General features: G+C 67.0%; 21 protein-coding genes. 5 read left to right on the top strand and 16 right to left on the bottom strand.

Going from position 1 to position 21,193, the window contains the following annotated elements; genetic code table 11:
* Positions 1-18 precede the first annotated feature (18 nt).
* A complete protein-coding gene (locus F3J19_RS27590; RefSeq protein WP_167048817.1) occupies positions 19-540 on the top strand; it encodes a cupin domain-containing protein in 522 nt (173 codons plus the stop codon).
* 132 nt (positions 541-672) lie between these two features.
* On the opposite strand, the gene pyrF is transcribed toward F3J19_RS27590, so the two are convergent.
* The 16 genes from pyrF to mpl form a co-directional block, all read right to left on the bottom strand.
* Positions 673-1,488: an orotidine-5'-phosphate decarboxylase gene (gene pyrF, locus F3J19_RS27585; protein ID WP_167048815.1), complete on the bottom strand. Its 816-nt coding sequence runs from the start codon at positions 1,486-1,488 to the stop codon at positions 673-675.
* A gap of 109 nt (positions 1,489-1,597) precedes the next feature.
* Positions 1,598-2,659, bottom strand: a complete 1,062-nt coding sequence (locus F3J19_RS27580) for an aldose 1-epimerase (protein ID WP_167048813.1) — start codon at positions 2,657-2,659, stop codon at positions 1,598-1,600.
* Positions 2,660-2,994: 335 nt separating this feature from the next.
* Positions 2,995-3,924: an SMP-30/gluconolactonase/LRE family protein gene (locus tag F3J19_RS27575; protein WP_167048811.1), complete on the bottom strand. Its 930-nt coding sequence runs from the start codon at positions 3,922-3,924 to the stop codon at positions 2,995-2,997.
* The gene (locus F3J19_RS27570) at positions 3,921-4,721 is read right to left on the bottom strand and encodes an SDR family oxidoreductase (protein WP_167048809.1); all 801 of its coding nucleotides are present in this window, start codon (positions 4,719-4,721) and stop codon (positions 3,921-3,923) included. Before F3J19_RS27570 ends, F3J19_RS27575 begins: the two co-directional genes overlap by 4 nt.
* 41 nt (positions 4,722-4,762) lie before the next feature.
* A complete protein-coding gene (gene araH / locus F3J19_RS27565; RefSeq protein ID WP_167048807.1) occupies positions 4,763-5,779 on the bottom strand; it encodes an L-arabinose ABC transporter permease AraH in 1,017 nt (338 codons plus the stop codon).
* A 53-nt stretch (positions 5,780-5,832) separates the two neighbouring features.
* Complete coding sequence (araG, locus tag F3J19_RS27560; protein WP_167048805.1) at positions 5,833-7,413, bottom strand: L-arabinose ABC transporter ATP-binding protein AraG; 1,581 nt, start codon at positions 7,411-7,413, stop codon at positions 5,833-5,835.
* A gap of 97 nt (positions 7,414-7,510) precedes the next feature.
* Positions 7,511-8,509, bottom strand: a complete 999-nt coding sequence (locus F3J19_RS27555) for an arabinose ABC transporter substrate-binding protein (RefSeq protein WP_167048803.1) — start codon at positions 8,507-8,509, stop codon at positions 7,511-7,513.
* A gap of 122 nt (positions 8,510-8,631) precedes the next feature.
* The gene (locus F3J19_RS27550; RefSeq protein ID WP_167048801.1) at positions 8,632-9,420 is read right to left on the bottom strand and encodes an SDR family oxidoreductase; all 789 of its coding nucleotides are present in this window, start codon (positions 9,418-9,420) and stop codon (positions 8,632-8,634) included.
* Positions 9,417-10,097: a 2-dehydro-3-deoxy-6-phosphogalactonate aldolase gene (locus F3J19_RS27545; RefSeq protein WP_167048799.1), complete on the bottom strand. Its 681-nt coding sequence runs from the start codon at positions 10,095-10,097 to the stop codon at positions 9,417-9,419. Before F3J19_RS27545 ends, F3J19_RS27550 begins: the two co-directional genes overlap by 4 nt.
* Before the next feature lie 48 nt (positions 10,098-10,145).
* Positions 10,146-11,273, bottom strand: coding sequence for a 2-dehydro-3-deoxygalactonokinase (locus F3J19_RS27540; RefSeq protein WP_167048797.1), 1,128 nt, complete (start codon positions 11,271-11,273; stop codon positions 10,146-10,148).
* The gene (locus tag F3J19_RS27535; protein ID WP_167048795.1) at positions 11,270-12,256 is read right to left on the bottom strand and encodes an IclR family transcriptional regulator; all 987 of its coding nucleotides are present in this window, start codon (positions 12,254-12,256) and stop codon (positions 11,270-11,272) included. The genes F3J19_RS27540 and F3J19_RS27535 overlap by 4 nt, the downstream gene beginning before the upstream one ends.
* A gap of 387 nt (positions 12,257-12,643) precedes the next feature.
* Positions 12,644-13,378 carry a monofunctional biosynthetic peptidoglycan transglycosylase gene (mtgA, locus tag F3J19_RS27530; RefSeq protein WP_167048793.1) on the bottom strand — a complete coding sequence of 245 codons (735 nt, stop codon included), beginning with the start codon at positions 13,376-13,378 and terminating at the stop codon, positions 12,644-12,646.
* A 5-nt stretch (positions 13,379-13,383) separates the two neighbouring features.
* Positions 13,384-14,247, bottom strand: coding sequence for a shikimate dehydrogenase (gene aroE / locus F3J19_RS27525; RefSeq protein WP_167048791.1), 864 nt, complete (start codon positions 14,245-14,247; stop codon positions 13,384-13,386).
* Complete coding sequence (locus F3J19_RS27520; protein ID WP_167048789.1) at positions 14,244-16,388, bottom strand: RNB domain-containing ribonuclease; 2,145 nt, start codon at positions 16,386-16,388, stop codon at positions 14,244-14,246. Before F3J19_RS27520 ends, aroE begins: the two co-directional genes overlap by 4 nt.
* A gap of 132 nt (positions 16,389-16,520) precedes the next feature.
* A complete protein-coding gene (locus F3J19_RS27515; protein WP_167048787.1) occupies positions 16,521-17,147 on the bottom strand; it encodes a YqiA/YcfP family alpha/beta fold hydrolase in 627 nt (208 codons plus the stop codon).
* On the bottom strand, positions 17,144-18,538 hold the full coding sequence (gene mpl, locus F3J19_RS27510; protein WP_167048785.1) for a UDP-N-acetylmuramate:L-alanyl-gamma-D-glutamyl-meso-diaminopimelate ligase: 1,395 nt from the start codon (positions 18,536-18,538) through the stop codon (positions 17,144-17,146). The genes F3J19_RS27515 and mpl overlap by 4 nt, the downstream gene beginning before the upstream one ends.
* A 168-nt stretch (positions 18,539-18,706) precedes the next feature.
* Between mpl and F3J19_RS27505 the strand changes: the two genes are divergently transcribed.
* From F3J19_RS27505 to accB, 4 genes are all read left to right on the top strand, one after another.
* Positions 18,707-19,357: a UDP-N-acetylmuramate--alanine ligase gene (locus tag F3J19_RS27505; protein WP_167048783.1), complete on the top strand. Its 651-nt coding sequence runs from the start codon at positions 18,707-18,709 to the stop codon at positions 19,355-19,357.
* A 22-nt stretch (positions 19,358-19,379) separates the two neighbouring features.
* The gene (locus F3J19_RS27500) at positions 19,380-19,940 is read left to right on the top strand and encodes a TlpA disulfide reductase family protein (RefSeq protein ID WP_167048782.1); all 561 of its coding nucleotides are present in this window, start codon (positions 19,380-19,382) and stop codon (positions 19,938-19,940) included.
* 208 nt (positions 19,941-20,148) lie between these two features.
* Positions 20,149-20,604: a type II 3-dehydroquinate dehydratase gene (gene aroQ / locus F3J19_RS27495; protein ID WP_167048780.1), complete on the top strand. Its 456-nt coding sequence runs from the start codon at positions 20,149-20,151 to the stop codon at positions 20,602-20,604.
* 76 nt (positions 20,605-20,680) lie between these two features.
* Positions 20,681-21,154: an acetyl-CoA carboxylase biotin carboxyl carrier protein gene (gene accB, locus F3J19_RS27490; RefSeq protein WP_167048778.1), complete on the top strand. Its 474-nt coding sequence runs from the start codon at positions 20,681-20,683 to the stop codon at positions 21,152-21,154.
* Positions 21,155-21,193: the final 39 nt, after the last annotated feature.

Raw genomic sequence — 21,193 nt, 5'->3', positions numbered from 1 at the left:
CGAACTGACGGGCGAGATATGAGCAATTCGCGGGCGGTGACGAACGAACTGATCCGCCGCTTCGATCTGAAGCCGCATCCTGAAGGCGGATTTTTCTCGGAAACCTACCGCTCGGCCGCTCGCGTGTTGCGCGACGGCGAGCCGGCCGAGCGAGGCGGCACGCGCTCGGCCTCGACCGCGATCTACTACCTGCTGTGCGACGGCGCGCATTCGGCGTGGCACCGCATCCGCTCCGACGAAATCTGGCATTTCTACGCCGGCGCGCCGCTGAACGTCCACGTGCTCGACGGCCACGGCGGGCTCGTCACGCATCGGCTCGGCAATCCGCTCACGCATCCCGGCACCGTGTTTCAGGCAGTGGTGCCGGCCGGCTTGTGGTTCGCGGCCGAGTGCGCCGACCCGGCGACGTTCGCGCTCGCCGGCTGCACGGTCGCGCCGGGCTTCGAATTCAGCGAGTTCGAACTCGCGGACGCCGAGGCACTGAAGGCGCGGCATCCGCAACATGCGGCATTGATCGGGCGGCTCGCGCCGGCGGCCTGACGGTTTTTCAGGAAGCAGCCCTTGCGGCTTCCGGCCTATACATCTGGGTCGCCCTTCTGGCCCAAGATTGTAGGCCGCGCTTCTGGCCCACGCTTCCGTCCCTCGCGCCCAGCCCAAACTGCCCCTCGCGCCTTAGCGGAACGCGTTGATCCGGTCGCGCGTTGTCTTCGCGGCCTGCGCCGCAGCCTCGCCGAAGTCTTCGCCCTTGCCCGCGTAGATGATCGCGCGCGACGAATTGATGAGCATCCCCGTGCCGTTCGCGGTCCGCCCGGCAGTGACGGTCGCCTGCACGTCGCCGCCCTGCGCGCCGATGCCCGGAATCAGCAGCGGCATCTCGCCGACAATCCCGCGCACCACCTCGATTTCCTTCGGGAACGTCGCGCCGACCACGAGCGCGAGCTGGCCGCTCGCATTCCACTTGTCCGCCGCCAGGTGCGCGACGACCTGATACAGCGGACGGCCGCCCGTTTCGAGGAATTGCAGATCGGAGCCGCCCGCGTTCGAGGTCCGGCACAGCACGATCACGCCCTTGCCCTCGTGTTCGAGATACGGCTCGAGCGAATCGAAACCCATGTACGGATTGACCGTCACCGCGTCGGCCCGGTAGCGCTCGAACGCCTCGCGCGCGTATTGCTCGGCGGTGCTGCCGATGTCGCCGCGCTTCGCGTCGAGAATCACCGGCAAGCCCGGATGATTCGCGTGGATATGGGCGATCAGCTGTTCGAGCTGGTCTTCCGCGCGATGCGCGGCGAAGTAGGCGATCTGCGGCTTGAACGACGACGCGTACGGCGCGGTCGCATCGACGATCGTGCGGCAGAACTCGAAGATCGCATCGGACCGGCCCGCGAGCGCGCCCGGAAATTTGCCGGGCTCGGGATCGAGGCCGACGCACAGCAGCGAGTTGGTGCGCCGCCAGGCGTCGTTGAGTGTCTGGATGAAATGGGACATGGTGGGTCTCGCGGCGAGCCGGTAATCGGAAGAGGCGCGTATTTTACCTGCGGATTGTGTGACGCCCGCGATAGCGCCCGTGCCCGGTCGCGGCGCAACCGCCGCCCCCTTATTGCCGACGCCGCGCCCGGCGCCCGCCCGGCATCGAGCGCAAGCCCGTGCGCTCGACCGTAAAGCGGAACAGGCGCGTCAGGCGCTCGCCGCGCTTGAGCAGCGTCATGCCGTGTTCGCTCGCGCCGCCGGCGAGATTCATCGCGTTGATCGGGTGATCGACCGGCTCGAAGCAGAAGAAGTCTTCGCCGGGCGGTGTGTACAGCACGTAGTAGTCGGTGTCGGCGGCGATGTTCAGCGACAGCCGGCGCTTCGGCCACACCACGGCCGCCTGGCCGCTCCAGCCCGTGAACGCATGATTGACGATCGTCTCCGGCAGCGGATATGCAACGCCAAACTGCCACGCGGGCGGCGCCGGCACGTGGCGCACCGGCAGCCAGTCGTCGCCCGACAGCCACAGGCCGCCGGCCGCCGCCGACAGTTCGGTGTCCGCGTCGCGCACGAAGAATGGATGCACGCCGAGCCCGAACGGCAGCGTCTCGCGCCCGGCGTTTTCGATTTCGAGTTCGACGACGAGCGTCGGGCCGTCGAGCGTATAGGTTTGCGTCGCGCGGAACGCGTAGGGTTTGCCGTCGCTGCGGTCAAGCGCGAGACGCACGTGTTCGCGGTCCGCGTCGAGCACCTGCCAGGCACAGAGCCAGCCGTCGCCGTGAATCGGCAGCGGCTCGTCGGCGCGGTTGCGCGGCACGTCGACGCGCCGCCCCGCCACGCTGAAATGGCCGCCGCCGATCCGGTTCGAGTACGGCAGCAGCGGATAGCAGGCCAGCTGGTTCGGCTGCGTGTCGGCGCCGACATGCCGGCAGCGCCGGAAGATCGGCGTGAGCGCGCCGTCGTCGCGCCAGTCGAAGCGGGTCACGCCGCCGCCGAGCGTCGGCGCAACGTCGAGCCGCAAATGCGCGTTGGCGAGCGTGACGCAGGCGATATCGCCGGCGCTGCCTTCGCCGACCGCCACCGCCGACGTGCTCGGCCCCGCCAGCACGGGATTGGCCGCCGCGGCGAGGCGCGAGCGCCGGGTCTGCGAGGTAGGGGATGAGGCTGAAACGAGATTCGCAACAGTCATATCTGGCTCCATCGAGAGGCGTGGGACATTGCCGTCAGGGCTGACGGATGCTGCGGGCGATTTTTTATGACTGGGTCGCCTCGGGTCCGAACGAACTACATGCTGCCGATTTGTTGCTGCTTGCTGCTTTATTGCTGCTTCATTGCCGATTTATTGCCGCTACTGCCTGTTCTGATTCCAACCGCGGTTCGCCACGGCAGCGCGGGCAGGCTCGCTACGTTCCGAACTACGCACCGAACCCGCGCACCGCACCGGCACCGCGACGCCGACTTCCGCTGCGACTCCGCCTTCACGGGCACGGCCCCGGCGCGCGGCCGGCACCGCATCGTTGCACGCTATGCCGGCGAACCCTGAAACAGCGGCTCGGGCACGCCGAGCCACGCCAGCGTCGCGACGAATACGCCGCCCGCGAACGCATCGGCCGCGCGCGCCGCCGCATCGAGCTCGGCATACGCACTCGTGATGTACAGCGTGTCGAGCGCGGCCTGACCGCCTGCCTGACCCAACGCCGAACCGCCGAGCGCGACGCAGGTGGGCTGCGTGGCCGGCACCTCGACGCGCTCGGTTTCCACGCCGTCGGGACCATAGCGCACCACGCGCGCGCCGCCCCACTGCGCGTTCCACAAGCCGCCCTCGCTATCCACGCTCGAACCGTCGGGCAAGCCGTGCGCGTCGGTCAGGCGCGTGAACACGCGATCGTTGGCGATGCTGCCGTCCGCGCGATAGTCGCACGCGCGAATCTCACGCGTCGGCGAATCGCAGTAATACATCGTCGCGCCGTCGGGGCTGAACGCGATGCTGTTCGAGATCGCCGGCGCGGGCAACGGCAGGCGTTCGAGCGACAGATCGCGATTGAGCCGGTAAAAGCCCGCCACTCGCTGCAGCGTGCCGCTCTCGTCCTTGGTGCCGAACACGAAGCGTCCTTGCCGGTCGCAGCGGCCATCGTTCAGGCGCGTGTTCAGGTCCGCTTCGACATCGACGATACGCTGCGTCGTGCCGCTTTCCAGATCGAAAAACGCGAGATGCGACGCGAGACCGACCAGCACGTAGCGCGGATTCGCGCACAGCGCGAACGTCGCGAGTCGCTCGGGCATCCCGAACGACTCGCTGCGGCCGGTGGCCGGATCGTAGCGCCACAGTTGCGCGCCTTCGATGTCGGTCCAGTAGAGGCGGCCGCTTTGCGCGCACCAGGTGGCGCCTTCGCCCAGCTCGCACTTCGCGTCGAGCAGCAGCGTGGCGCGTTGCACATCCGGTGCGGCGCTCATGCCCAGCCTCCATCGACGACGACGTCCTGCGCGGTCATCATGCGGCTGTCGTCGGCGGCGAGAAACAGCGCCATGCGCGCGAGGTCGGCCGGCATCAGCTCGGCGTCGAGGCACTGGCCTTCCTTGATCTGCCGGCGGCCCTCGTCGTCGAGCCAGAGGCGCTTCTGCCGGTCCGTCATCACCCAGCCCGGCACCAGCGTATTGACGCGGATATTGAAGTGGCCGAGGTCGCGCGCGAGGCCGCGCGTCAAACCCTGCACCGCCGACTTCGACATCACGTACACCGGATAGCCGCCGTTCTTCAGCATCCAGCTGATCGAGCCGAGGTTGATGATCGAGCCGCTCCGCGCGGCCTTCATGTCCTCCATCACGGCCTGCGCCGCGAAGAACTGATGGCGGATATTCACGGCGATGCCCGCGTCGAACGACTCGCGCGTCACCTCGCTGATCTGGTGACGCCGGTCGTTCGCCGCGTTGTTGACGAGCACCTGGATCGGGCCCAAAACGGCCTTCACGTCGGCGATCGCTTTTTGCAGCGCGTCGACATCGGTCAGGTCGCAGGCGAGAAACAGCGGCTTGTGCTGCGAATCGCCGAGCCGATCGGCAAGCGCTTCGCCCGCGCCCGTATCGATATCGAAGAATGCGACGCGCGCGCCCTGCGCCGCGAAGTGCTCGACGAACGATGCGCCAATGCCGGTCGCGCCGCCCGTAATCAATACCGTGCGATCGGCGAGACTCGGATAGCGCGCGTAGGCGGTATCCGCGAGGCTCGCGTTTGCATTGGCCGGAGACGACATCGTTCGGTTCCTTTATGAGCGTGAGATGAGGTGAAAGCGAATCAGTCGCGCGCGCCGCGATTCTTCAACTGGTCGAGCAGCACGGCCGCGAGCAGGATCGCGCCGCGCACGAGGTACTGATAGAACGCGTCGATATTGAGCAGGTTCATCACGTTCTCGACCGTGCCCATGATGAGCACGCCGATCACGACACCGGAGATCGTCGCGCGGCCGCCGAGCAGCGACACGCCGCCGAGCACGCACGCCGAGATCACGTTCAGCTCGAAGCCTTCGGCCGCGTTCGGCTGCCCCGAGGTGATGCGCGACGCGAGGATCACGCCGGCCAGCGCGGTCACCGCGCCCTGGATCAGGAAGATGTAGACGCGCGTGCGCTCGACGTTGATACCGGCGAGCCGCGACGCTTCCGGATTGCCGCCGATCGCGAGCGTGTTGCGGCCGTACACGGTCTGGTTCAGCATCACGCCGAACACGATGAAGCAGAGCAGCGTGACCCAGATCGGCAGCGACACGCCGAAGAACGTCAAACCGCCCAACGCGATGAACGTATCCGACGACACCCCGACCGCCTGGCCATGCGAGACGATGAAGCCGAGGCCGCGCACGATTTCCATCGTCGCGAGCGTCGTGATCAGCGCGTTGATGCGCAGATAGGCGATCACCGCGCCGTTGACGAAGCCGATCACCGCGCCGGCCGCGACCGCCGCGACGATCGCGATAAACGTGCTGTTGGTCGCGTTGAGCACCATCGCGCACAACACGCCGGCGAACGCGACGGTCGAGCCGACCGACAGGTCGAAGTCGCGCGACGCGAGACAGAACATCATCGTGCAGGCGACCATGCCGATCTGCGAGATCGACAGCGCGAGGCCGAGCATGTTCTCGATCGAGAAGAAGTGATCGACGGTCAGCGACATCGTGATGAACATCACGACGAAGATCACGATCAGGCTGTACTCGGTGATCTGCTGCCACCACTTCGCCTTGTCGCCGGGCTGTGGAATCAGCGCATCGGCCGCGCTCTTGGCGGCCTGCTGCGCGAGGTTTTCTCTGGCTTGCATGTTCGATACTCCTCCCGTTCCTCACGGGTTGTGGACTTGCGTCCAGATAAGGTTCAGGCCGCGCGCGACCCGCCCTGGTTGGCGGCGCTTGCGTTTGCGTTCGTGCTCGCGTTCGCGTTTATGTCATCAGGCAGCGCGGTCGAGCTTTGCGGCAGCGCGAGGCTCAGCACCGACTGCTCGGTCGCATCCTTGCGCGCAAGCTCGCCGGAAATGCGGCCCTGGCGCATCACGACGATCCGGTCCGAGACGCCGAGCACTTCCGGCAATTCCGACGAAATCATCACGATCGCGCAGCCGCGCTCCGCGAGCTGATAGATCACGTTGTAGATTTCGTGCTTCGCGCCGACGTCGATGCCGCGCGTCGGTTCGTCGAGAATCACGACCTTCAGATCGGGCTCGGCGAGCCAGCGCGACAGAATCGCCTTCTGCTGGTTGCCGCCCGACAGGAAGCGGATCTTCTGGCGGCGGCTCGGCGTCTTGATCTTGAGCAGCTTGATGAAACGGTCCGCGGTTTCCGCTTCCTTCTTGCGGTCGAGAAACATGCCCGCGCGCAGATAGTGGCGGCGGCAACTGATGTTGATGTTCTCCGCGACCGTCGCCATCGCGACGATGCCCTCTTCCTTGCGGTCTTCCGGACACAGCACGATGCCGTGCCGGATCGCTTCGCCTGCGCTGCGCACCTTGATCGGCTTGCCGTCGAGCAGCAGTTCGCCGCCCTTCCTGTGCTCGGCGCCGTACACGAGGTGCATGAGTTCGCTGCGCCCCGCGCCCACGAGTCCGAAGAAGCCAACGATCTCGCCGCGCCGCACCTCGAAGCTGGCCGGCTGCGCGAGCGGATGGCCTTCGATCGCCTTCGCCGCGAAGCGCACCTCGCCGAGCGGCCGCGCCGAATAGCTGTAGATATCCGAAATTTCCCGCCCGACCATCTCGCTCACGATCGTGTCGCGCGACACGCCTTCGAGCGTCGGATGCGAGGCGACCTTGCGGCCGTCGCGGAAGATCGTGCAGGCGTCGCACAGCTCGTAGATCTCGTCCATGCGGTGCGAGATGTAGATCATCGCGCGGTTGTCGGCGCGCAGATCGCGCACGAGCTTGAACAGCACTTCGGTCTCGCGATGCGAGAGCGAGCTGGTCGGCTCGTCGAGCGCGATCACGCGCGCGTTGCGCAGCAGCGCCTTGCAGATTTCGACCATCTGCCGCTGCGCGATCGACAGCTTGCGCAGCTTCGCGTTCGGGTCGAGTGCGACGCCCATCGCTTCGAGGCGTTCGCGCACGAAGCGCTTCGCCTCGCGCTTGTTGACCCAGCCGAGCGAGTTCGGCAGCGCGCCGAGCAGCAGATTTTCCGCGACCGTGAGGTCGGGGACGTATTGCAGTTCCTGGTGAATCACCGCGATGCCGGCGCCGATCGAGGCCGCCGCGCTCGCGAAGCGCACCTCGTTGCCGTCGATCATCACGCGGCCCGAATCGGGCTGGTACTCGCCGCCGAGTATCTTCAGCAGCGTCGATTTGCCCGCGCCGTTTTCGCCCATCAGGCCATGAACCTGGCCCGCGTGAACGTCGAAGGACACACCGTCGAGCGCGCGCACGCCTGGAAAAACCTTGCCGATATTGTCAAAACGTAGCGTCGCTGACACTTCGCCTCCTATGTCCTGCCGCCGGCACGCCGCCCTGCCCGATGGCAGGAAAAACGGCGCGCCGGCGGCGTACTTCATCTCACAGCAAGCACCACGCTTACTTCGCCGCGAGGCCCATCTTCTCGCGCACTTCGCCGACGTTGTCGCGCGTCGCCAGCATGCCGGTCGTCAGCGTGAGCTTCGGCGGTTCCTTGCCTTGCGTGATCCAGTCGTACATCAGCGTCGAGGTTTCCTCGCCGTGGCGCTTCGGGCTGATGATGACCGTGCCGTAGAAGCCGGTCGGCTGCGGCTTCTTGAACTCGTTCAACGCCGAGTCCGAGCCGCCGATGCCGATGCCGATCATGTTGTCGGCCTTGAAGCCGCGGCCTTCCGCGGCGCGCACCGCGCCCAGCACGCCTTCGTCGTTCAACGCATAAGCGACCCAGTGCTTGAACTGCGGGTTTTTCGTGAGCGCGATGTTGGCGGCGTTGAAGGCGTTTTCGGTGTCGGTCTTCGCCTGCGGCGCGGCGATCACGTTCGCTTTCGGGAAGCCCGCGGCGACCAGCGCGTCGGTCGCGCCGGTGGTGCGGTCATGCGCGGTCGGCAGCTGCTCGTAGGTCACGTCGATCGCGCCGACGTCCTTCATGTCCCAGCCGCGCTTCTTGATTTCGGCGGCGATGCCGTCGCCGACCTGCTTGCCGATGTTGTACGCCGAGATGCCCATATGCGGCACCGACTCGATCGGCTTGCCCGCGCCGTCGACGAGACGGTCGTCGACCGTCATCATCTTCAGGCCGTCGGCCTTCGCCTTCGCGACGATGCCCGGCCCGAGCTTGACGTCGGGCGTGCAGATCACGAAGCCCTGCGCCTTCTGCGCGGCGAGGTTGTCGATCGCGCTCATCACCTTCTCGCCCGACGGCGCGCCGATCTTCACGAGCGTGAAGCCCTTCTCCTTGGCGGCGATCTCGGCGAACTTCCATTCGTCCTGGAACCAGGGCTCTTCCGGCTGCTTCACGAGGAAGCCGATCTTGACCTGATCAGCGGCCTGCACGACCGGTGCGTTGAAGAGCACACCCGCCGCCGCCGCTGCCAGCGTGAGGAAAATTCTACGTTTCATGATGCGTGTCTCCTGACTAATTGATAACGAGAAGGTAATCGGCCGCGTCTTCTTGTACCGGTCTGACACACGCGGCCAGCGCGTCGTCCGGGTTCGGTCCGTCCCGTTGCGGCGAGACGGTTTCAGTCGTGATATAGCGCCGAGCGCCCGCCATCGACGGTGATGCAGCTCGCGTTGATGAACGGTGCCTCGTCCGAGGCGAGGAACACCGCGGTCATCGCCACTTCTTCCGGGCGGCCGATGCGCTTCATCGGCTGCAGGTCGAGCGTCGCCTGTTTCGCCGCCGCCGGATCGGGCTGCCCGTTCCACCAGTCGTGCGTCAATTGCGTCTCGATGTAGCCGGGCGCGATCGCGTTCACGCGCACGTTGCGCGGTGCGTACTCGATGCCGAGCGCGCGCGTGAGGCCGATCACGCCGTGCTTCGCGACCGGGTACGGAAAGCAGCCCGGAATGATCTTGAACGCGTGCGTCGAGGCGATATTGACGATGCTGCCCGAGCCGCGCTCGACCATGCCCGGCAGCACCGCGCGGCAGCCGTTCCAGACGCCGTCGAGATCGACCGCGAAGCAGCGCCGCCAGTCGGCGTCGGTCATCGTCAGCGGATCGCAGAACACGTTGATGCCCGCGTTGTTGACGAGCACGTCGAGCGCGCCGAAAGCGCGTTCGCCAACGCTCACCGCATGCTGCACCGAGGCCGCCTGCGTCACGTCGGTCTGCACCGCGAGCACGCGTGCACCGGCGCCGCTGCCAACTTCGGCGTCGATCCGCGCGGCCGTGCGCTGCGCCGCGTCGAGGTCGAGCTCGGCCAGCACGACCGCCGCGCCCTCGCGCGCGAACGCGAGCGCGATCGCCGCGCCGATGCCGCGTCCGGCGCCGGTCACGAGAGCGGCCTTGCCGGCGAGCCGGTTCATTTCTTCGCGCCCGCGCGGGCGCTCCGCAAGCCGTTGAGGTACGCCTTCGCATGCGCGGCGGTCACGGCCGCGCTCTGGCCCGGCTTGTAGAGTGCCGAGCCGAGCCCGAAGCCGTTCGCGCCCGCGCTCAGGAACGGCTCCATGTTGTCCGGCGTGATGCCGCCGACCGGCACGAGCGGCACCTGCGCCGCGATCACCGCGCGCCAGGCCTTCACGACATGGCTGCCGAGCTGCTCGGCGGGGAACATCTTCAGCACGTCCGCGCCGTTTTTCAGCGCGATGAACGCCTCGGTCGGCGTCGCGACGCCGGGCGCGCACGCGAGGCCCCGCGCCTTCGTGGCGAGGATGACCTCGGGGTCGCTATGCGGCATCACGATGAGTTCGCCGCCGGCCTTTTTGACTTCGTCGACGAATACCGGATGCAGCACCGTGCCCGCGCCGACGATCGCATCGGCCGGCAGCGCCTTGCGGATCGCGGCGATGCTGTCGAACGGCTGCGGCGAATTGAGCGGCACTTCGACGATGCGAAAACCGGCTTCGTAGAGCGCCTGGCCGTGATCGGCCGCATCGGCGGGCGTCACGCCGCGCAGGATCGCGATCAGCGGACAGGCTTCGAACGCGGCGATCAGTCCCGCGTGCGGCATGTACGGCGCGGGCAGGTTGATGTGGGGTTGCATGTCGGTTCCTTGTTGGATGTGCGGTCGCGTCGCCGGTCGGTCGTCCCGTTAGCCTGCGCTCGCTGTGCTTGCTGCGCGGGCGGACGGATCGACGAGCCCCGCCTCGCTCGCGACGCGCCACAGGCCGCGCTCGGTTGCATGTTTGACCAGTTGCGCCCGCTGACAGCCGAATTGCGCGAGCGCGAGGCGATAGCGCTCGCACAGCGCCTCGTTGCCGATCAGCCGCAGACTCTGGCGCGCGAGCGAATCCTGCTGCTGCGCGAGCACCGCGTCGAGGCCGGCCAGCTCGTGCCCGATCAGCAGGCCCGAGAGATAGTCGGGCTGCGCTTCGCTCGGCAACTGAGCGGTGAGGCCGAGCGTGCGCGTACTGAACACGGTCGCGAGCAGGCCGGCCTGGCCGTTTTCGCGCGCGATGCTCACGCCGCGCAGGAATGCTTCGGTATCCGGACGGTCGGGCGTCACCATCGTGCGGCCGAGAATCGTGTGCTCGCGCAGCGCGGCGAATACCTCGCCCGTCATGAACGTATGGAAGTGCTCGATGCGTCCCGCCTGCACGACCGCCCATTTCGCGTGCGTGCCGGGCAGGCCGATCAGCGAGCGAGCGGGGTTGGCCGCGGTGTTGGCCACGGTGTTAGCCACATCGCCGGCCGCGTCGTTCGCGGCGCCCGCGTCTTCGCTGAGCGCGCCGACAATCTGCGTCTCCTCGCCGCGCATCACGTTGGGCAGATCGCCGCGCTGCAACACGCCCGGCACGATATGCAGCGTCGCGCCATTGTCCGCCTTCACGCGGACGATGCCGGCCACGAGCGCGTCGGCGTTGGCGGGCGTATCGACGTACGGCGCTTCGAGCCAGCCTTGCGCGCTGCCGACCATGCCCGCCGCGATCACCGGCACGCCGCTCGCACGCGCGAGCCAGGCGCCGCAGGCATCGTCGAAGGCAGCGTCGAAGCCGCCTTCGGCCGCGCTGCGCGGCAGATTCATGATGCCGGCCGTCGATGCGCGCGTCGCCAGCACGCGGCCCTGCGCGTCGTACAGATAGGCACGCAGCGACGTCGTGCCCCAGTCGAGCGCGATCAGCGCGGCGCGCGCGAAGTCGATGGCGTCGGCGCCGCTATCGATGCCGCTATCGACGGCGCGTTCGTGGTTCGCCACGGTGGCGGTGCCCGCTCGTGTCATCGCTTGATCCTGCGGGTTGCCGGTTGCGGAGCGCGCCAACCGAGTTCTTCCGAGATCGCGCGCGCCTCGCGCTGCACGACCGGAATCAGTTCGTCCATGCGTTCGAGCGGCATGTACGGAATCGTGCTCGCCACCGACAGCGCCGCGACGATCGCCCCCGACGCGTCGCGCACCGGCGCCGCGACGCAGCGGATCGCCGCTTCGTTTTCTTCGAGATCGAAGGTGTAGCCGCCGGCCGCGTAGTGGGTCATGCGTTGCAGGAAGGTCGGCGCGTCGGGGCGGTTGTCGGGCTTGAAGCTGACGCCCGCGAGCGCGCGGCGCGACGCGTCGAACAGCGACTGCCACGCGTCGGGGCCAAGGTCGAGCATCATCGCCTTGCCGATGCCGGTCGACGCGAGCGGCATGCGATGGCCGACGCGCGAGCGCATTTCGAGGCCGCGCGTGCCGGGAATCTTGTCGATGTACAGCACGTCGTCGCCGTCGCGCACGCCGAGGTGGATCGTGTCGAGCGTCTGCTCGGCGAGCGATTCCAGATGCGGACGCGCGACGGCGGTCAGCGGCATCTGTTCGAGCGCGATCGTGCCGAGCTCGATCAGCTTCGGCCCGAGCAGATAGCCGCCCTGCACCTGCCGCAGATAGCGCGCCTGCACGAGACTGCTGACGAGCCGGTGCGTGGTGCTGCGCGTCGTGCCGAGCGCGGCGCCGAAGCTGCGCAGATCGCGCACGCCGGCGGCGGCCGCTTCGAGAATCGCGAGCCCGCGCAGGAGCGTCTGCGTGCCGGCCTGCTGCGGCGTGATCTCCAGCAGCGTGACGGGCAGCCCGAGTCCGTCGACGGTGCCCGGCCGCGCGACGGGACGCGACGCTTTCGCGGCAACGCTGGCGGTGGCGGCAACGCCGACCGCGTCGGCCTTGCGCGGCGTGGCGCTCGCGGCGGGATCGTCCTCGGACACGTTGACGGCGTGGGTAGGCATCGCTTTGTTCATGGCGATTCGCTTTCGATGGTGTTGCGCTTAGCGCGCGGGACTGGAGAACAGGACGGGGATGTGCGCGGCAGGGATGCCTGCGACGCCGCAAGGATGCGGTCTTTGCATGGTGAGCCTCGTCTCCAGTTTTTTGCTGTTGCTACCGGCGTGGCCGGAGCGCTGAGCGTTCCGGATCGCGGTGCATGTTGAGCTGGATTGTAGGGCGACTTTCTGGAATCACCAATATGTGAATGTTGAGTCCAAATAATGAGATTTTAGTTGCCAATCAAGTGTTTAGCGATGCCTGGCACGCGTGGGTTTCAGGCGCAAAAAAGCCCGCGCGCGGCGGGCTTCAGACTGCGGGAAAACAGGGTTTGGGGCGCTCGCGCACGAGTGGCGCGCGGCGATTCACTCGGGCAATTCGGCGGAGCCCATGCGTCGCGCGATCACGCGCGAGCGCTGCGCGAGATAGGCGGAATTGCGGTGCTCGTCGAAATATCGGGGATTCGGCAGCATCACGGCGAGCCGCGCCGACTGCGCGGCCGTGAGCTTGCTCGCCGAGGTCTTGTAGTAGTACTGCGCGGCGGCCTCGGCACCATACACGCCGTTGCCCCATTCGACCGAATTCAGATAGATCTCGAAGATGCGCTGCTTGTCCATCAGCGTTTCGAGCATCCACGTGATGATGAGCTCCTGCCCCTTGCGGATGTAACTCTTCTCGCGCGACAGAAACAGGTTGCGCGCGAGCTGCTGCGTGATCGTCGAGCCGCCGCGCACGATGCGGCCCTTCGCCTTGTTGCGCTCCCACGCCTGCAGAATCGCGTCGGTTTCGTAGCCGTTGTTGTTGACGAAGTTCGCGTCTTCGGAGGCGATGATCGCGCGCTTCAGATTGCGCGAAATCTGCTCGTACGGCACCCAGCTGCGCTGCACCGAGAGGTCCGGCCGATCCTGCGACAGACGCCACGCGTCCGAGCGCATGAAGGCCGTCGAACGCGGATCGACGACGTTCCAGACCGCGATCTGCGCAAAGTAGAACGCCTGCGTCGCGAGCCAGGCGATCGCAAACACTGCGATCAGCCAGGCGAGCCAGCGCAGCAGGCCGGACTGGCCCCGCGAACCGCTCACGCGCCGCGTCGCCGTCATCGCGCTCAGGCGGGAGACGACGCCGTCAGCAGCGCGCGCAATTCGGCGAGCACCGGCGCGCCGTCCGGACGCACGCCGCGCCACACGTAAAACGATTCGGCGGCCTGCTCGACCAGCATGCCGAGACCGTCCGCGCCGCGCGCGCCGAGCTTCGCCGCGTGCTCCATGAAGACCGTCGGATGCGCGCCGTACATCATGTCGTAGGCGAGCGTGCCGTTGCCGAACGCGCGCTCGTCGCACTCGGGCAGCGACGCGTCGAGGCTGCCCGCCGTCGCGTTGACGATCACGTCGTACTGGCCCGCTTCGATCGCGCGCGCGCTGCCGCCCGCCAGATTGCAGTGCGCGTCGCGCGCGGCCTGCGCGAACTGCTCGACCAGCGCCTCGGCCTTTTCCGCCGTGCGATTGACGATCGTCAGCGTGTGCGGCGCGCGGTCGAGCATCGGCAGCACGACGCCGCGCGCCGCGCCGCCCGCGCCGAGCAGCAGGATGCGCGCGCCCTTCAGCGGCACGCCGAGATTGACCTCGATGTCGCGCACGAGGCCGAAGCCGTCGGTGTTGTCGCCGTAGATGCCATCCGCGTCGACGCGCAGTGTGTTCACGGCGCCGGACGCCGCCGCGCGCGGCGATAGCGTGGTCGCGAACGCATGCGCGTCGAGCTTGAACGGCACGGTCACGTTCAGACCGCGCCCGCCCGCCTCGATGAACGCGCGCACGTGCGGCACGAACGCATCGACCGGGGCGAGCAGAGGACCGTAGTCGATCGGCTCGCCGGTTTGCGCCGCGAAGCGTCCGTGGATGAACGGCGACTTGCTATGGCCGATAGGGTTGCCGATGACCGCGTAGCGGTCGCGCGTCTGATTGCCGCTCATCGTCCCGGCTCCGTGAGGTGTTGTTCGGCGTCCGTGGGGTTGGCTGCGCCGTCGCTTCCATTGTTGTTCTCGTCGCCGTTTGCCTCGGCCGACGCGGACTCGCCGTTGGGGTTGTCGTCCGGGAGCCCCGCTTCGGCTTCGGCCTCGGCTTCGCTTGCGGCGCTATCGTCGGCGGCGTCGAGCAGTTCTTCCTCGCCCTCGTCCGCTTCGTCGGCTTCCGCGCCGCTCGTCACGGTCGGTGCATCGAGCACGTGCAATAGACGCACCGACGCTTCGATCGTCAACTCGTCGATCGACATGACTTCCATCTGCAAACGCGTGCCGCGCGCATGCACGCCAAGGCCCGGCACGTGCAGCAGCAGCGGAATTTCTTCGAGACGCACGAGGTCGCCCTTCACGACCGACGCCACCACCTGTTTGCGGTTCTCCTGCTTGAGCCAGCGCAGACACCAGAAGTACTCCATGCGGCGCTGGTAATCGGCGTACGCGGTGTAGGTGTCGTCGAAGCCCTGCACGACCGCGAACAGATCGGCGTCCTTCGGCTTGAACGGCGCGGCCAGCTTCGCGGTCACGCCGTGCTGTACGCAGGCGATCAGTTGCCACTGGTTCACGAGGTCGACGTAGCGGCGCAGCGGCGAGGTGCTCCACGCGTACTGCGTGACGCCGAGCCCTTCGTGCGGCGCGGCGTTGGTCTGCATGCGCGTGCGCTTCGGGCCGCTCGGCGCGCCGAACGCGCGCTGCGTGCGATAGATGCCCGGCACGCCGTGATCGTGCAGGAACGCGCCCCACGACGAGTTCGCGAGAATCGCCAGTTCGGCGACGATCGTGTCGAGCGGCGAGCCGCGCCGGCGCGGCGTGATCGTGACATGCTCGCCGTCGACGTAGAAATTGAAATCGGTATTGCGCTGCACTTCGCGGCGCAAGCCATAGCCGGCGCGCGCGGCCTGGCGCTTTTCGAACAGCGCCTGGGCGAACGGCCACAGCACCGCGATGTCGTCCTTATGCGGATACTCGCCCGCGCCTTCGGCCAGTGCCTCTTCGGTGACGACTTCGTCGAGCGTGTTGTGGCGCAGGTTGTTCTTCACGAACACGCGCTCGGCGCGCGTTTCGCTCGCGACGATCTCCTGCGTCTCGCGATTGACGATCACATACAGCGACAGCGCCGGCCGATAGTCGCCCTCGCCGAGCGTAAAAGTTTCGACCACGCTGTCGGGCAGCATCGTGATCTTGTCGCCGGGCATATAGACGGTGGAGAGCCGTGCGCGCGCGATCGCGTCGACCTCGTCGCCGCGCTGGATGCCGAGCGCCGGCGCGGCGATGTGCACGCCGATGCGCACGCGACCGTCGGCCAGATGCTCGACCGAAAACGCGTCGTCGATTTCGGTGGTCGTGATGTCGTCGATCGAGAACGCTTCGACGTCGGCCTGCGGCAGATCGTCGGGCACGTTCGCGGCGGCGACCGCCGGGAAACCGGTGCCGTGCGGGAAAAACTCGGAGAGGAATTTCGCTTCGTGCAGCGCACGCGGCGAAGCGATCGCGCCGCATTCGAGCAACAGGCGCGCCTGCGAAATGCCGCGCGCGGCCGCGGCGCCTTCGAGCGCCTTGTATTCGATCGTGTTCTTGTCGGGCTTCGTGAGCAGCGCAAGCGCCTTGTTGCCGGTAAACGCTTCCGGCAGACGGCCTTCCTTCAGCTCGTCTTCGTACTGTGCCTGCACGAGCGCCTGCTGGCGCTTGCGTTCGAGACCCGCGAGCGCCATCTTCAACTGCTCCTGCGGCGCGCGCTGATACATGCCGCGGCCCTTGCGGCGGAAATACACCGGCGAGCCGTGCATGCGCAGCACGAGCGCCGCGCGTTCGGCCGCGCCGAAGCTCTCGCCGAAATACTCGGCGCCGAGCGTCGCGAACGGGAATTCGTCCTCAGGCGCGCATTCCCACAGGAAATCGAGATCGATCTCCTGCGCAAGCGCGTCGGCCTGCTGCATCAATTCGGCCGCGGCCGGCTTCTCGAATTCGATCAGCACGTCCTTCGCGCGCACCTTCGCGCGCCGCCCGCCCGGCAACTCGACCTGAAACGCATCGCCCTGGCGCGACAGCACGCTGCCGGCCTTGAAACTGCCCGATTCCTCGAAGAAAACGTTCACTCAATACTCTCGTTCTGACTTGCATCTGCCGGCGCGCCCGATCCCGTTCTGCGATCGGTCACTGCGTGCGCGGCACGGCAACGTGTTCGTGGTAGTGGTCCGCGGCGCGATACGCGCGCCCGCGGGGTCAATTCAGGCCGCCTCACGCGGCGCCGGCGGCTCGACGTGGCTGGCGTCGCAAAACGCCAGCACGTCGTCGACGTATTGCGCGAACTCGCTGATCGCATGGTCGCTGCCTTCGATCAGCTTCGTGCGCGCGCCCGGATAGTGCGCGAGCATTTCGCGGTAGTCGAGCACCTCGTCGCCGGTGGCGGCCATCAAATAATAGCGTTCGGGCCGCGTGATCGACGTGATGCCGAGCGCACGCAACTCATCCAGATGATGCGGCTCGACGACGATGCTGCCGCCGCCGTGCCACAACGGCTGCTCGCCGAGATAGGCGCTCAGATCGCGCTGCGGCACGACCGCCGGGTTCAGCAACACGGCCGGCCAGCCGTGCTTTTCGGCGAGGTGCGTGGCGAAATAGCCGCCGAGCGAGCTGCCGATCACCGTCACCGGCTTCGCGGCGGATGCCATCGCGCCCGTCGCGCGGGCCTCGGCCACCAGCGACTCGACGAGCGCGACCGTTTCCAGCGGCGACACCGGCAGCATCGGACAGCACCATTCGTCGCTGCGGCCCAGCTCGGCAAGCCGCGCCGCCATGACGCGCGCCTTGAACGAATTCGGCGACGAACGGAAACCGTGCAGATAGAGAATCACGCCGCGCCTCGCGCGGCAAGGCCGTCGAGCAGCTTCTGATGCACGCCGCCGAAGCCGCCGTTGCTCATCACGAGCACCTGATCGCCGGGGCGCGCGGCGTGAACCACCGCTTTGACGAGCGCGTCGAGATCGGCGAATGCCTGCGCCTTGCCGCCAAGCGGCGCGAGCGCTTCGCCTAGATTCCAGCCGAGCGCGTCGCGGCCGGCCGGCGCGCCGTAGCCGAACACGAGGTCGGCGTCGGCGAGACTCGCCGGCAGTTGCGCTTTCATGACGCCGAGCTTCATCGTGTTCGAGCGCGGTTCGAGCACCGCGAGAATCCGCGTGTTGTCGCGGCCGACGCGCGCGCGCAAGCCGGCCACCGTCGTCTCGATCGCGGTCGGGTGGTGCGCGAAGTCGTCGTACACGGTCACGCCGTCGACGCTGCCGCGCACTTCCATGCGGCGCTTCACGTTGCGAAAGCCCGACAGCGACTTCGCGGTCTGCGCGGGCGGCACACCGATGTGGCGCGCGGCGGCGATCGCGGCCAGCGCGTTCATGCGGTTGTGCTCGCCCTGCACCTGCCAGTCGACCACGCCGACGCGCTCGCCGTTGTGATAGACGGCGAAGCGCTCGTCGACGGGCACGCCCTGCTCGGCCGGCTGCATGTCCCAGCCGCCCTGCACGCCGAAGCGCTCGACCTCGCTCCAGCAGCCGCGCGTGAGCACGCGTTCGAGCGCGTCCTCGCGGCCGTTCGTGACGACGCGCCCGAGGCCCGGCACCGTGCGGATCAGATGATGGAACTGCGTTTCGATCGCGGCGAGATCGGGGAAGATGTCGGCGTGATCGAATTCGAGATTGTTCAGCACCGCCGTTTTGGGGCGGTAATGGACGAACTTCGAGCGTTTGTCGAAGAACGCGGTGTCGTATTCGTCGGCTTCTATCACGAAGAAGCTCGAATCGGTGAGCCGCGCCGACACGCCGAAATTGAGCGGCACGCCGCCGATCAGGAAACCGGGGTTCAGGCCCGCGTCTTCGAGCAGCCAGGTCAGCATCGAACTCGTGGTGGTCTTGCCGTGCGTGCCCGCCACCGCCAGCACCCACTTGCCGTTCAGCACGTGCTCGCCGAGCCATTGCGGACCGGACACGTACGGCAGGCCACGGTCGAGAATCGCTTCCATCAGCGGATTGCCGCGCGAGACCACGTTGCCGATCACGAACAGGTCCGCGTTCAGGCCGTTCAGCTGGTCCGCGTCGTAACCCTCGATCAGACCGATGCCTTGCGCCTCGAGCTGCGTGCTCATCGGCGGATAGACGCCGGCGTCGCAGCCGGTCACCGTGTGGCCTGCGTTGCGCGCGAGCACCGCGAGACCGCCCATGAAGGTGCCGCAGATGCCGAGGATGTGGATGTGCATAAGCCTGTCGTGCCGCGCGGGCGTTTTTTTGCGAGGGATGGGAGTGCCGCAGGACGGCCGGAACGACCGTCTGCAAAGGACGCCTATTGTAACCGACGCGGCTCGCGCAGCCGGTTCGCCGCACCCCGCCGAACCGCGTCGCCAACCTCGATCTAGTATCATGGACGGATGGTCCGCAAATCACATTTCGATCCGCAGCGCGTGCGCGAGGAAATCGCCATCGCGGCTGCCCGCATGATTGCCGAAGACGGTCTGGACTACGCCACCGCGAAGCGCAAAGCGGCCCGGCAGGTCGTCGGCGAGAGTCGTGTTGCCGGCGAATGGCTGCCGGACAACGATCAGATCGAAGCGGAAATCCGCGAGTATCAATCGCTGTTTCAGGGCGACAGCCAGCCGGCGCTGCTGCGACGGCTGCGCGTGATCGCGGTCGACTGGATGGAGCGGCTCGCGCCGTTCAATCCGTATCTGACCGGCGCGGTGCTCGGCGGCACGGCCGGCGAGCATTCGGACGTGCATCTGCAGGTGTTCTGCGACAACCCGAAGGAAGTCGCGATTCATCTGCTGAACGCGAACGTCCAGTACGACGTGTCGGAAACGCGGCATTTCGCGGGCCGTGGCTACGTCGAAACGCTGAGCTTCCTCTGGCGCCCCCCGGACGAGCGCGACGCGGAGCCGGTCGGCATCCACGTCGCGCTATACGAAACCGACGATCTGCGCGGCGCGGTGCGCGCCGATGCGCGCGGCCGCACGGCACGGGCCAATCTGCAGGCCGTGCAGGCGCTGCTCGACGACGGCGCAATCACCTCCTTCACCAACTGAACTGAAACAAAGCAGAGCGACAATGAACACGAGACGGATTCTGGCAAGCGCGGTGGTCGCGCTGGTCGCCGCAGGCGGCGGAGTGCTGGCCAATCACTGGTTCAATCGCGATGCCGACGCCGCGTACGCGGCGCAGGGCGGCGCGCAGTCCGACACGCCTCGGAGCGCGGTCGAGCAGTTGTGGGCCGCGCCGGTCACGAGCGTCGACGGCAAGCCGCAGTCGCTGAGCCTGCTCAAGGGACACCCGGTCGTCGTCAACTTCTGGGCCTCGTGGTGCGGGCCGTGCGTCGAGGAAATGCCCGAGCTGTCGCAGATTCAGCGCGAGTACCAGAAGAAAGGCATCCAGTTCGTCGGCTTGGGCGTCGACTCGGAAAAGAACATCGAGGCGTTCCTGCAGAAGGTCAAGGTGGCCTATCCGATCTACGTGACCGGTTTCGGCGGCGCCGACCTTGCGCGCGCCTTCGGCAACAACGCGGGCGGCTTGCCGTTTACCGTCGTGATCGACGCAAAAGGCAACATCCGCTCGACAAAATTGGGACAGATCGACCCCAAGGCGCTCCGTCAGACGCTCGATACGCTGTAAATTCCCGGTTTCTTTTGCTGCCGCCTTTTAGTACCCGATTTCGCGCGGAACGAGTAAAAATGCGCGAGAATCCCGTGGATTTGAGTGAAGATGAGTCCGCCGCGCGGTGACGCGCCGCGCCGGCAAGCGCTCCGTACGCGCGCGAAACTAGACAAGTTTCTCTAATCAGCGCTAAAGTGCGCGCAATTCCACGGAAAAAGAAGCGACCATGACGCGACTGCTGGTACTGCACGGACCTAACCTCACCCTTCTCGGCACCCGGGAATCCGAGGTCTACGGTCACGTGACCCTGCCGCAGATCGATCAGGCGCTGGCAGACCGCGCAGCCGACGCAGGCGTCGAGCTGGCGTCGTTCCAGAGCAATCACGAAGGCGCGCTGGTCGACCGCATCCAGTCGGCCCGTGCGGAAAAAACCGATTTCATCCTGATCAATCCCGCCGCGTACACGCACACGAGCGTGGCGATTCGGGACGCACTGGCGGGGGTCGGCATCCCGTTCGTCGAGATTCATCTGTCGAACGTGCATCGCCGCGAACCGTTCAGGCATCACTCGTATTTCTCCGACCTGGCTGAAAGCGTGATTTACGGCTTTGGCTGGAAGGGGTATCTGTACGCACTCGAATTCGCGCTCGACCGGCTCGCGGCCGGCTCGCCGCGCGGCTGAATCCAAACACGTCCAATTTGAGCCGGCTACTGCGCTTGCACGGGCCGGCACACTACGCATTGAAAGGGGCAACCTGATGGATCTACGTAAACTCAAAACTCTGATCGACCTCGTCTCGGAGTCCGGCATCTCCGAACTCGAAGTAACCGAGGGCGAAGGCAAGGTCCGCATCGTCAAGAATGCGCCGCCGGTTTACGTGCAACCGTCCGCCTCGTACGCGGCTCCGCAATTCGCGCCGCCGGCACCGGCCGCGGCGGGCGAAGCGTCGGCCGCCACGGCAGCCGCGGCGGCGGCACCGGCCGCCGCCGCGCCGCAGGGTCACGTCGTGACGTCGCCGATGGTCGGCACGTTCTACCGCGCGCCGTCGCCGGGCGCCGATCCGTTCGTGCAGGTCGGCGACACGGTCAAGGAAGGCCAGACCATCTGCATCATCGAAGCGATGAAGCTCTTGAACGAGATCGAATCGGACAAGTCCGGCGTGGTCAAGGAAATCCTCGTCGAAAACGGCCAGGCGGTCGAATACGGCCAACCGCTGTTCGTGGTCGGCTAACGCGGCACGCACCATTCGCCGCCCGCGCGCCGCTCGTTC

Origin of the sequence: Burkholderia sp. Ax-1724 (genome assembly GCF_011752995.1) — a bacterium.
In the GTDB taxonomy this organism is placed as follows: Bacteria; Pseudomonadota; Gammaproteobacteria; order Burkholderiales; family Burkholderiaceae; genus Paraburkholderia.
The sequence above is the reverse complement of the archived record's forward strand: the minus strand, read 5'-3'. Positions and strand labels throughout refer to the sequence as shown.